This window comes from Chryseobacterium sp. A301 (assembly GCF_054489425.1).
Window position 1 is genome coordinate 292,914 of sequence record NZ_JBTMWY010000002.1, and the last position, 12,539, is coordinate 305,452.

Here is a 12,539-nt window from a genome sequence, read left to right on the forward strand (position 1 = left end):
TACTATGCCTAAACTTCTACTTCCGCTTTTAAGCTTACTTTTCCTTTTAGGGTGCAAAACAAGGCAAAAAAATTCCGCTGATTACATTCTGCACAATGCGAAAATCTACACCGTGGATGCGGAGTTTTCGATGGGTCAGGCCATGGCCGTGAAAGACGGAAAGATCCTAGAAGTCGGTACAAACCAAGATATTTTATCCAAATACAAAGCCTCTCAAAGTTATGATGCTCTGGGGAAAACGGTTTTGCCCGGTCTTATTGATGCACATGCCCATTTTTACGGATTTGGGAGCATGCTCCAAAATGCAGATTTAGCCGGACTTGACTCATGGGAGGCCGTTTTAGACGTGTTGCAAGATTTTTCTAAATCGCACAGCGAAGGATGGCTGGTGGGCCGTGGTTGGGACCAAAATCGATGGACTAAAAAAGAGTTTCCAAGCAAAGAAAAACTAGATCAAATGTTTCCAGATCGTCCTGTCTACTTAACTAGGGTGGACGGTCATGCGGCCATTGTGAATCAAAAAGCACTTGATATTGCAGGGTATAATCTTAGCACAAAAATGAGTGGAGGTGATCTCTTGAAAAAAGACGGTAAACTCACTGGGGTTTTAATTGACAATGCAAAAGATCAAATGGCTACGCATATGCCTAAGCCAACCAAGGCTCAGGTTCAGCAAATCCTGAGACAAGCGCAGGAGTATAGTTTTAAGGAAGGGTTAACCACTGTCGTGGATGCAGGTTTAGACTTTCCGTTGGTGGAAGAAATTGAGGCCATGCAAAAGTCGGAGGATTTAAAAATCAATTTGCATGTCATGCTGTCGGATTCTGAGGCCAATTTTCAATGGCTAAAATCCCGAGGTATTATTAAAACCGATCGGCTTTTTGTCAATGGAATGAAGTTTTATGCGGACGGAGCCCTAGGTTCCCGCGGGGCCTGTTTGTTACACCCCTACAGTGATGAGGCATCTAACACTGGATTTTTACTTTCTGATGTGGCTCATTTTAAAAAAATGGCTTCCCTTTTATTTGAAGAAGGGTTTCAAATGAATACCCACGCGATTGGCGATTCTGCAAACCGCGTGATATTAGAAGTGTACGCGAATGAATTAAAAGGCAAAAACGACCGTCGCTGGCGAATCGAACATGCGCAGGTGATTTCTCCCGAGGATTTTTCCACTTTTGCAAAGTATTCCATCGTGCCTTCCGTTCAACCCACGCACGCAACATCGGATATGCCATGGGCAGAATCGCGTTTAGGCAAAGAACGCCTTTCGCATGCGTATGCGAACAAACAGCTTTTAAATCAAAACGGATGGCTCGTGCTTGGAACTGATTTTCCAGTAGAGGACATTAGTCCTATGAAGACTTTTTACGCCGCGGTGGTTCGAAAAGATGCAAAAGGCTTCCCTTCTGAAGGATTTCAGATGCAAAATGCGCTAAGTCGAGTAGAGGCCTTAAAAGGAATGACCCTATGGGCAGCAAAAGGCAGTTTTCAAGAAAATGAAAAAGGCAGTCTAGAGAAAGGGAAGTGGGCCGATTTCATCGTCCTGGATCAAGATATATTGAAGATAGAGCCTTCAAAGATTTTAGAAACGAAAGTTCTAAAAACCTACGTGAAAGGAGAACTCGTGATGGATTACGAGTCTTTGAAATCGAGCCTCAAGGCTGGGAACTAACTCTTTTAGAATTGCATGTTGAGAGTGGCTTATATTGAATTGGATACGCACGCTGAAATTGCTAGAAATTTCAGGGAGCTTTCGAGGGATTTTACTGCCCTACAAGTCGATTTTTATTTTTCACCCCGCATCCTTTCCGAACTTCAAATCTCAGCAACTGGAAATGTTCACAAGAGCGACTCCACCATTATTTTGGAGCAGTTGCAGGCTCAGTCATACGACTTGGTCCTAATTGGAACCGCACATCGTTATTTCTCTCTCTTTTTAGAGATTCAAAAGAGATTTAACACCTATGTAATTACACACAATCTAAATTTTCCCAAGCGCAGTCGTTCCTTTTTGCTCAAGGCTGTTTTTAAAAGCCAAACCGTCTATAGGCTCAAACTATTACTAAAAGAAGGACTTCTTTCGGCTCCAAAGGTTTTTGCAGATTCTTCTCGTCTTTTGGTGCTAGATGGCGATTTGCATAAGGGAGCTGCAAAAGTTTTACCCCTTTTTTATACCAAGAGCACGCGAAAGAAAGCTGCAAATGAATTTCAATTGGTAATACCAGGAGAGGTCTCTCAGAAAAGAAGGGATTACCGCGAAGTCCTAAAAAAGTTGAAAGAGTACGGCGAGAAGGCATCCCCGCTTGAGAGCTCTAGGGAGGCTTTAAAACGGGTGCATGTGGTTTTCTTAGGAAGAGCAAGCGGAAAGGAACTTAGATGGCTCGAGGAGCTGAAGTATAAGCATTATGCCTCTTTAGACATTGAATTCTTCACCCACAAAGTTTCCAGTAGTCATTTTGACGAAGTTCTCAGCAGGGCAGATCTTATTTGGTGCCCTTTGCATAAGAAAACCCGGTTTTTTGGAGGCGTTGAAATCTACGGGACCACCAAAATGACGGGCGCTATTGGAGATGCTATTAAATTTTCTACTTCTCTTTTGCTTCCCACGTTTTACAAAAGCTCTTGCCCTTTGGTTCAGGCTTCAAAAGTAAATACGATTGCTTCCTTACTAGATAGAGATTCCCTTGGGGACCTTAGCTATGAGAGGTATCAAAAGGCAGAAGTATCCAATGCCTTAGAAAGGCTCCTTCTGCAATTGAAATAAAGCCGAAAAGAGCTTGTTAGAATTTTAAAAGACTTTTAAGAAAACTCCACTTTAGATACTTGTCTAAAGGGTATATTCCCATGAAATGATTACCCACTCCAATGACAAGTAGTACCACCAAAGGTTTATAGACGAGATTTAGTAGCGGATAGCTGCTTTCCGGAAGAATGATAGAAAGGGTGATTCCCAGAGTGCATAAAATGGACGTGTACACCATTTCTATGGAAATAGGAAACACTTTGAATTTCCAATAATTGAACGCAATTTTAATGCAGTTAAAGAGCGTGAGTGAGATTGCGGTAGCAAGGGCGATTCCCACGATTCCTAAGTTCGTTGTGCGTAAAAATAAGAAATTGAGTGATACGCTCATGACGGCTAATAAAAGCATCACCACGATGGTAAATCGGTAGTATTTCGAGAGCGAAATAATATGGCCGTTGAACCCTGTAGCTAAGTCAAAAATCATTGCGGAGCCTAAGATCCAAATGACGGGGGAGGCTTCTCTAAGTGCCTCTCCACTCGCAATGAAATGAGTGAGGTAAGGGAACCCCACCAAAATGCAAGAGAAAAGAACAGATCCTAAAAAAAAGAGGGTAAGGGAAGTTCTTTTGTGAAAGCGGTTGAGCTCTTCAAAATTATTTTCTTCTATGGTTCGGTTGATGATCGGAGCCGAGATATTGAAAAGTCCCATTTGAGGAATAAGGATAAAGGAGAGAACCGAGAGGATAATACTGTAGGCCCCGTTCTCGCTAAAGGTGAGGAATTCACCAATCATAAAGTTATCCACCCGAAAGGCAATGTAATTGCCAATGTTTCCAAGAAAACCAAACAAACTATAGTTTAAGACTTTTTTGTAAAATCCGTCCTTTTGCATGTAAGAAGTGGAGAAGTCAGGTTTTAATTTCTCTAGGGAATTGGCGTACAGAACATAGCCGATGAGTGCCAGGGTGAACATACCAAATAAGAATCCAAAGGAGCCTTGTGTACTCACACCTAGAAACACAAAAAGACAAAACGTGCCTAGATTCGCCAGTTTTGGAAATAGATTTTCAAAAATATTAGGAACTACGATTCGTTTGTAATTCGAGATGTATTTATTGAATACGGCGCTAAACGCTAAAATGAGAATTAGGGGAAGGATTAAATATTTAAGTTGGAAGAGCTCCGAGTCTTTAAACTGAGGAAAGAGATAGAAAAACAGGAAGAATGCCCCTATAAACAGTAGGAAATTCAGAGCCACTGCGACCAGGGTTAGACTTAGAAAATTTTGGTGTTTTCCGTCTTTTTTGGTTTTTAGAAAATACTTGACATTCGAGAAGGAAAGTCCAAATACCACGATGGGAAGCAACATTTCTGCCGCCGGTAAAACATACCGCAGTTTCCCATAGAATACCATGTCCTGAGGAAACACAAAAAGTGCTGAGAGCGTGCCCAGCAAAAAACCAAAATACCCAATTAAAGAGTACTTAAACCCTTGTCGCGATACTACACTCATTTTTCGGGGACAAAGATAATGTTATTAATGTAGGGAGTCCTAGAATTTGGACCTTCCTTTCCTTGAGATTCGTAAAAACCTTTCTCTAGGGGAATAAGTTCAAGGCTGCTTGGATCCACGTAAAACGGCTTGTACTGCCAGGAACAGACCTCAAGAATGAGTGGCCAAATGGGGGACTCGTGGTGCCTTTGCTCAATCTCAACCAAAAGAGTCGGTTTAAAACGTTTGATCGTTTTTTGTGCCCCTTTTAGGGTTTTTTCTTCACTGCCCTCCACATCGATTTTGATAAAATCTAGCCTCTCAAAATGCTCCATAGGAGCCCAATCGTCTAGGCGCATGACTTTCACCCTTTGGTAAACTCCTGCCTCTTCACCTTCTTCTTTTAAGTGGGTTTGTAGGGTGCCCCTGGATTTCACTTTGCTGCCACGAATCACAGGAACTTTAAATTCTGCCATTTGGTTTTGATCTGAAAGTGCAAGCGGAAAAATTGGAAGCGTAGGGAATAGTCTCTTTAAACGTTTGTAGAGAAAGCGGTTCGGTTCAAATCCGTATAAATTATCCGATTTCAGGGTTTTTTCGAGGGTGTATAAGTAGGCTCCGACGTTGGAACCAATGTCGAGAAAAACATCTTGTTTTTGCACCTTGCTTTTTAACCAATAGAGTTCGGGTTCTACCTTGCTCTCTAAACGGTTAGATGCGTCTAGATGTTTAAGTTTCTTAAAAAATCGCTCTTTGTAAATCGAGGGAGCGATGTAAGAAAGGGTTTCGGCCAATTGACTGTATAGAGACATAAATAGGCTAGTTCTTTCAAACAAAGATAGCATTTTTGGTTAAAAGATGTTAAATAAACCGTATTTCTAAACCGATTCACTTTGGGCTTCTTAATAAGCATAAAAATCACTAAATTACCCTCTTGAAATGGAAAGGTTAGCTTTCCTATGTTGGATAGAAATTCTATTTTCCTATGACTTTAAAAAAGATTCTAATCTCCTTTGTAGCGCTACTTAGCTTTAGTTCTTGTAGTGTGAATTCATCGGTGTCCTCCAAGGGGGATTCCTTTAATTGGCAAGCCGCCAATCTCTATTTTGTGCTTCCAGACCGCTTCTCCAATGGGGATCTTACCAACGACAAATCCTTTGGGCGCACGGAATCTACCGCTGCATACCGCGGATTTGAAGGAGGGGATCTAAGAGGAATGATTCAAAAATTAGATCAAGGGTATTTTACAAACTTAGGGATTAATGCCATTTGGCTTACGCCGCTTGTGGAACAGATTCATGGTGCGGTGGATGAAGGCACAGGTCTTACGTACCCTTACCACGGGTATTGGGCAAAAGATTGGACTTCGCTTGATCCCAATTTTGGATCGAAGGCAGATTTGAAAGAATTTGTCGAGAAAGCGCACAAGAGAGGAATTCGAATTGTTTTGGATGCGGTGATTAACCATACAGGACCCGTGACTTCTACCGATCCGGTTTTTCCAACTAGTTGGGTGAGAACGGAGCCGATTTGCACGTATGAGAATTACCACTCTACCGTTTCGTGTACGCTCGTGGAGAATCTTCCGGACCTTCTAACGGAAAGCACTCTTCCGGTGGAGCTTCCTGCGAGTCTAGTTGAAAAATGGAAGAAGGAGAATCGCTACGAAAAAGAAGTAGCAGAACTAGACGCGTTCTTTGAGAAAACTGGGTATCCGCGTGCGCCGAAGTATTACGTAATGAAATGGCTTAGCGATTACATCAAAGAGTATGGAATCGACGGGTACCGGGTGGATACGGTGAAACATACGGAAGAAGGAGTTTGGAAAGACTTTGAAAAGGTAGCCAAGAGCGCTTTCTTAGAATACAAAGCGGCGAACCCCACAAAGGTGCTGGATCAAAAGGATTTCTTCCTCGTAGGGGAAGTGTATGGGTATGGGATTTCTCAAGAAAAACAGTACGATTTTTCGGATCGCAAAGTGAATTACTTTGACAACGGATTTGATGCGCTCATTAATTTTGATTTTAAATCGGATGCAAATAAGGAGTATGAGGATCTCTTTCATTATTACGATCAGATGCTATCCGGTCCTTTGAAAGGGAAAACCGTGATGAATTACGTAACCTCACATGACGACAGTACGCCTTTCGACAAAGAGAGAAACAGAGGGTTTGAGTCTGCAACCAAACTTCTGCTCACTCCCGGGATCGCTCAAATTTACTATGGAGATGAGTCGGGTAGGAGTTTAATTCTAGAAGGCGCCGTAGGAGATGCCACCCTTCGCGGCACCATGAATTGGGAAGAGATTCAAAGCAGTCCATCTACGCAGGAACTTTTAGCGCATTACCAAAAACTAGGTAAGTTTCGCGCCCAGCACCCTGCGATTGGAGCTGGCAAACACCAAATGCTTTCAAAAAGTCCGTACTATTTTTCAAGAGTGCTTGATAAGGACAAAGTCATTGTCGGTCTTTCTCTTTCGCCTGGAAGAAAACAGGTGGATGTGAAAGGGGTCTTTGCGGAAGGAGCTGCGCTGACAGATGCGTATTCAGGTGCAAGTGCAAAAGTGAAAAACGGACAGGTAAGCTTTAACTCTCCGGAAGAAATAGTCCTACTCGAACTTAAAAAATAAATGAAATGATATCAATAAAAACGTGCTCTAAACAAATTCTACTCTTGAGTTTTGTCCTTGTTTTTTCCTTAGGTTATGCTCAAAGAGCCCCTGAATCTCCAAAAACCTCCTTTTCGAAAGAGGCCTTAGCTGAAAGTTTGACCGCGAAAAGCGGAACGAAAACCAGCGTGGGGGCTGTGCTTGAAAAGTACAAAGGAAAAGTCCTTGTAATTGACTTTTGGGCAAGTTGGTGCAAAGACTGCATTTTGGCGCTTCCCAAAACCCAAGAAATCAAACAAAAATATCCCCAAGTGGATTTTGTCTATTTTTCCTTAGACCGCTCCTACGAGCAGTGGAACCGAGGACTCGCAAAATACAATATGGAATCGTGGGATCATTACTGGTTTGACCAGGGGTGGAAAAATCCATTTAACGTATACATTGAACTAAACTGGGTTCCTCGTTTTATGGTGGTAGATCAAACTTCAGACATTGCACTTTACTATGCAATCTCACCCGAAGATCCAAACTTTTTGGAGGTTTTGGAGCGATTATCTGTGGCAAATGGAAATTAAAAAGAAGGATTTTCAATACTTTTTTGACTCAAATTCAGGGCGTTAAAGTCAATATAAAAGCTCGGATTAGCAAATCCTTAAAAAAAAGTGAAGATTACGAACTGGGCTCTAGTGCACTATAAGGGGTTTTCTCTTAGAGAAAGGAAGGGGCTAAAGATCGCAATTGCAAGGGACTGAGAGAGGTAGGCGTAGAGCGGCGAGTTTCTGTTCCGTAAATTACTTATTAGCTGTTATTCAATTATTTGTTGTACTTTTGCAAAAATTTTTAAATTACTGAATGAATTTATTTTCCGAGTCCAATTTAAGTCCTGATTTAATAAAGGCAATTGGCGAACTGGGCTACGAAGCCCCGACAGAAATCCAAAAACAGACTATTCCTTTCATCTTATCAGATACACGCGATTTAATCGCTCTAGCGCAGACGGGAACAGGCAAAACAGCAGCGTTTTCGCTTCCGATTTTGGATATGATTGACGATACGAGTCGTAAAATCCAATTTTTGGTTCTTTGCCCGACACGCGAACTATGTCTTCAAATTACGAAAGACATAAAAAATTACTCCAAGTACATGAAAAACCTCAAAACCACAGCGGTTTATGGAGGTAGCAGTATTGTGGATCAAATGCGCTCACTTCGAGACAAACCGCAAATCATTGTGGGAACTCCCGGGAGAGTGATTGACTTAATTAACCGTAAAGCCCTTGATTTTTCAGAAATTCAATGGATGGTGCTTGACGAAGCAGACGAAATGCTTTCGATGGGTTTCAAAGACGATTTAGAAACGATCTTAAGAGAAACCCCTGACACCAAGCTAACGTACCTTTTCTCTGCCACCATGAGTAAAGAAGTGGAACGTATTTCAAGAAATTACTTGACCCAACCTCATCGCATTGCGGTAGGATCTATCAACGAGGTTAAGAAAAACATTACGCACGAATATTATGTCGTAGGGTACCGTCAAAAGAAAGAGGCTCTTAAGAGACTTATTGACGCAAATCCTAACCAATATTCAATTATTTTCTGCCGTACTCGTATGGAAACGCAGGAAGTGGCTGACTTTTTAATGCAGAACGGCTACGCCGCAGATGCATTGCACGGTGACCTTTCCCAAGCCCAAAGAGATACGGTGATGAAGAAGTTTCGTTTGAAAAACATTGACATTCTTGTAGCCACAGACGTAGCGGCGAGAGGACTTGATGTGAACTCACTTACGCACGTAATTCATTTTTCGTTACCGGACGATCCTGAAGTTTTTGTTCACCGTAGTGGTAGAACCGGAAGAGCAGGGAAAAACGGAATTTCGATGGCTTTAACCAAACCAGACGAAACACGTAAATTGAAGCAAATCAAGTCGGTGACGAAAATTGATATTCAAGAAAAGCAAGTTCCGACTAGCGACGTGATTATCAAGTCTCAAGTGGAAGGAGTCTTTGAGAGACTTTTCACAGAGCACGAAGAATTTTTCACATTTGATGATTCTTTAATTCCAGACTTGTCTGAATTTACCAAAGAGCAACTTGTTCACCAACTTTTACAATTTCAACTAAGAGATTTGGCTTTATTCTATCAGGATAAGAAAGATCTTAAAAGCGAAAGGTTGTCTGACGAGAGAGACGCTCCATCCTCAAGAAAAGACCGTCGTAGAGACGATCGCGACAGAGGCGATAGAGGCGGTAGAGACGATCGTAGAAGAGACGACTTTAGAGGTTCGGATCGACCTAGTAGAGATAGAGACGGGGGTCGCGGTGGAAAACGTCGTAGCAATGCAAACATGACCCGTTTTTTCTTTAATTTAGGAAAAAAGGACAACCTAAGAAAGATGGACTTACTGGATATTATCAATAAGGCGACACAGAAATCTCGCAAGAGACCGGATGTGGGAGACATTGAAATCCTAGAAAAATTCTCTTTCTTTGAAGTAGACAAAGATTTCCAACAAGAGATACTAAGCAATTTAGGATCGATGAAGTTTAAAGGAAAAGACATGAGAGCCGAAGTGGCTGGATAAATTAAGAAATGCCGGAACGTAAGTTCCGGTATTTTTTTGGCTTATTTTTTAATGTTAACAAAAATTAATATTAAATTTTAAATCTGCTCTTGACTTATACCGATATTTGCACCCTGAAAAATAATCACAATTACAATGGGAATAGGTAACATATTTAAAGCATTCCAACCAAAGGACAAAGTGTTCTTTGTCTTGTTTGAAAAGGTCGCAGATCAATTGGTTCAAATGTCAAAAGAATTCCACGAGGGACTCCTTGAGTTCGATACAAACGACGATACGCTCCTAAGAAAAATGAGTGATTATGAGCATCAAATGGATGATCTCACCCATGAAATTTTCGTACAACTAGGGGAGAATTTTATTACTCCTTTTGACCGTGAAGACATCAACCTACTCGCTTCCGGACTCGACGACATTGCAGATTACATTTACGCTTCTGCAAAGTATATCTTCTTATACAAAACCCCTGAGATTAAAGAATTTAGCGAGCTATCGCTTCTGATTCACAAATCTTGTATTGAAATTAAAACCGCTATTGTGAATCTGAATCGATTCAAAGACCCGGCGGCTGTAAAAGAATCTTGCATTAAGATTAATTCTTTCGAAAACATTGCGGACGACGTACTTAGTCAAGCATTAGTTAAATTATTTGAGAACGGTGATCCTATCACGATCATTAAAGCAAAAGACGTTTTAGAGTATCTAGAAGTGGTTACTGACAAGGCGGAAGATGTGGCGAATACCATCGAGAACATCGTGATCAAATACGCTTAATTTACCCTAGATCAATTCCATGGACTTTCCAGTACTTTTAATTATCATCATTGCGCTTGCTCTGATATTCGACTTCATTAACGGGTTTCACGATGCGGCCAATTCCATTGCCACCATTGTATCCACCAAAGTTTTAACACCCTTTCAGGCTGTTCTTTGGGCTGCGGTATGGAACTTTGCGGCCTTCTTTCTTGCCGCGTACGTCATTGGAGAATTTAAAATTGGGAATACGATTGCCAAAACCGTGAATGAAAATTTCATTAACCTTGAAGTGATCTTTTCCGGTTTAATTGCCGCGATTTTTTGGAACTTACTTACCTGGTGGTTTGGGATTCCTTCCTCGTCTTCGCACACGCTCATTGGAGGGTTTCTAGGGGCTGCTTTAATGCATGCCTTTTCTCTGGACTATGCGCAGGTACAACTGACAAGCCCGGATTTATCCTTCTTTGAAACCTTTAGGCAGGCCATTATGCAGCTTATGACGCAGGACGTGGTTATGTACGGCAAAGTGATCCCGATCTTTTTGTTTATTTTCCTTGCCCCAATTATTGGGATGATTATCTCGATAATCATCACACTTATTATTGTCAACTTAGCCAAGAATGCAAAACCGCACAAGGCGGAGAAACAGTTTAAGAACTGGCAATTGGTTTCTTCTGCACTTTTCAGTGTGGGACATGGACTAAACGATGCGCAAAAGGTCATGGGGATTATTGGAGCCGCAATCATCTTTTACCACGTAAATATGATTGGAGGGGACGATGTATATGCCGTGATGGACTCCTCAGAAAGATTTAATTTTTTTGCTCAGCATTACCTTTGGGTTCCCCTGGTATCTTTTCTAGCCATTGGGCTTGGAACGATGAGTGGTGGATGGAAAATTATTAAAACAATGGGAACTCGTATTACCAAGGTAACTCCTCTAGAAGGAGTGGCTGCGGAGAGTGCAGGAGCCATTACACTATTCTTAACGGACCATTTAGGGATTCCCGTATCTACAACCCATACCATTACAGGATCTATCATTGGGGTGGGACTTACAAAAAGGGTGTCGGCCGTACGTTGGGGCATTACCATTAGCCTTCTTTGGGCTTGGGTAATTACCATTCCGGTTAGTGCTCTGATTGCAGGAGTAACGTATTATTTAGTTACTTTATTCACGTAAAGAAGTACACAAATTTATATCGATAGCGAGCCCAGAAGGCTCGCTATTTTTTGTAGGTAGAGAAGAGAAGAAGTCTAGAATTCTACAGCCTTTGAGATCCGGTTGGAACTTTCTATTTTTTTCAAAAGGAATCAAATGGTTTGTTTTTTTACCCGCTGAATTAGTCTTATTTTTGTGTCTTATTAGAAATCTATGGAATTTATACAAGAATATCAGAATGTCGTGGCAAGTGCGATTGAAAAATTCAAGTTCACGCAGGAGCCTCAGGAGCTTTACGATCCCATCAACTATATTATTTCGCACGGAGGAAAACGCCTAAGACCAGTGATGGTTCTGATGGGAAATGATCTTTTTGATGGAGAGCTAGACAAAGCAATCAAACCTGCATTAGCCATTGAGTTTTTCCATAATTTCTCTCTTATTCATGACGATATTATGGACGAAGCTCCTCTACGTAGAGGGAAGCCTACGATTCATACGCTGCATGGAATAAACATTGGGATTCTATCGGGAGATGCTCTTCTTATTAAATCCTATCAGTTTTTTGAGGACTTAGAACCTGAGCTTTTTAAAAAATGCACGATGATTTTTTCACAAACCGCGGCCATTCTTTGTGAAGGTCAGCAAATGGATGTGAATTTTGAAACCAGGGCAGATGTAACCTATGAAGATTACCTTCAAATGATTACGAGCAAGACCGGTGTTTTAAGCGCCGCATCCTTTAAAATAGGAGCTCTGATTGCAGGGGCGAGTGATAAGGAGGCAGAGAACCTTTACCAATTTGGAAAGCATATTGGAATTGCCTTCCAAATCATGGACGACTACCTCGATGTCTTCGGCGATATGGAACAGTTCGGAAAACGCCAAGCAGGCGATATCTTTGAAAATAAGAAGACCGTTTTGTACCTTCTTGCCATGGAGCATGCAAACGCAGAAGAACGCGAGGAACTAGAATACTGGTATTCCAAAAAAACAGAAAATATTGATAAACTACATGGAGTTCTAAAAATCTTCCGTCGTACAAAGGTGGACGAGAAAGTGCTTCGTTTGATTCAAAAGCATAACGAACTGGGCCAACAATTCTTGGGGGAAATTAATCTCTCTGAGGAAAAGAAAAAGCCTTTCATTGAACTTGCCAATTATTTACTTAAACGCGAATCTTAATTTT

The 12,539-nt window shown here is 41.4% G+C and carries 10 protein-coding genes; 8 read left to right on the forward strand and 2 right to left on the reverse strand.

The genetic code is table 11. The features are described from left to right. The first annotated feature begins 4 nt into the window (after nt 1-4). Both ACX3PU_RS04655 and ACX3PU_RS04660 read left to right on the forward strand, forming a co-directional pair. Nucleotides 5-1,675 (forward strand): amidohydrolase, encoded by a 1,671-nt coding sequence (locus ACX3PU_RS04655; RefSeq protein WP_459083750.1) that lies wholly within the window; start codon nt 5-7, stop codon nt 1,673-1,675. Nucleotides 1,676-1,690: 15 nt separating this feature from the next. After that, a complete protein-coding gene (locus ACX3PU_RS04660) occupies nt 1,691-2,767 on the forward strand; it encodes a hypothetical protein (RefSeq protein WP_459083751.1) in 1,077 nt (358 codons plus the stop codon). A 16-nt stretch (nt 2,768-2,783) separates the two neighbouring features. On the opposite strand, the gene ACX3PU_RS04665 is transcribed toward ACX3PU_RS04660, so the two are convergent. Together ACX3PU_RS04665 and ACX3PU_RS04670 are read right to left on the reverse strand one after the other, a co-directional pair. After that, nucleotides 2,784-4,262, reverse strand: coding sequence for a lipopolysaccharide biosynthesis protein (locus tag ACX3PU_RS04665; RefSeq protein WP_459083752.1), 1,479 nt, complete (start codon nt 4,260-4,262; stop codon nt 2,784-2,786). Then, complete coding sequence (locus ACX3PU_RS04670; RefSeq protein WP_459083753.1) at nt 4,259-5,053, reverse strand: FkbM family methyltransferase; 795 nt, start codon at nt 5,051-5,053, stop codon at nt 4,259-4,261. Before ACX3PU_RS04670 ends, ACX3PU_RS04665 begins: the two co-directional genes overlap by 4 nt. 173 nt (nt 5,054-5,226) lie before the next feature. Here ACX3PU_RS04670 and ACX3PU_RS04675 point away from each other — a divergent pair, with 173 nt between their 5' ends. The 6 genes from ACX3PU_RS04675 to ACX3PU_RS04700 all read left to right on the forward strand — a co-directional run bounded on the left by ACX3PU_RS04675 (nt 5,227) and on the right by ACX3PU_RS04700 (nt 12,535). After that, nucleotides 5,227-6,870 (forward strand): alpha-amylase family glycosyl hydrolase, encoded by a 1,644-nt coding sequence (locus ACX3PU_RS04675; protein WP_459083754.1) that lies wholly within the window; start codon nt 5,227-5,229, stop codon nt 6,868-6,870. A gap of 5 nt (nt 6,871-6,875) precedes the next feature. Then, nucleotides 6,876-7,424 carry a TlpA family protein disulfide reductase gene (locus tag ACX3PU_RS04680; RefSeq protein WP_459083755.1) on the forward strand — a complete coding sequence of 183 codons (549 nt, stop codon included), beginning with the start codon at nt 6,876-6,878 and terminating at the stop codon, nt 7,422-7,424. A 277-nt stretch (nt 7,425-7,701) separates the two neighbouring features. Further along, nucleotides 7,702-9,432 (forward strand): DEAD/DEAH box helicase, encoded by a 1,731-nt coding sequence (locus ACX3PU_RS04685; protein ID WP_459083756.1) that lies wholly within the window; start codon nt 7,702-7,704, stop codon nt 9,430-9,432. A gap of 135 nt (nt 9,433-9,567) precedes the next feature. Beyond that, nucleotides 9,568-10,206 (forward strand): DUF47 domain-containing protein, encoded by a 639-nt coding sequence (locus ACX3PU_RS04690; RefSeq protein WP_459083757.1) that lies wholly within the window; start codon nt 9,568-9,570, stop codon nt 10,204-10,206. 19 nt (nt 10,207-10,225) lie between these two features. Next, a complete protein-coding gene (locus ACX3PU_RS04695; RefSeq protein ID WP_459083758.1) occupies nt 10,226-11,371 on the forward strand; it encodes an inorganic phosphate transporter in 1,146 nt (381 codons plus the stop codon). A gap of 192 nt (nt 11,372-11,563) precedes the next feature. Next, complete coding sequence (locus ACX3PU_RS04700) at nt 11,564-12,535, forward strand: polyprenyl synthetase family protein (protein ID WP_459083759.1); 972 nt, start codon at nt 11,564-11,566, stop codon at nt 12,533-12,535. Nucleotides 12,536-12,539: the final 4 nt, after the last annotated feature.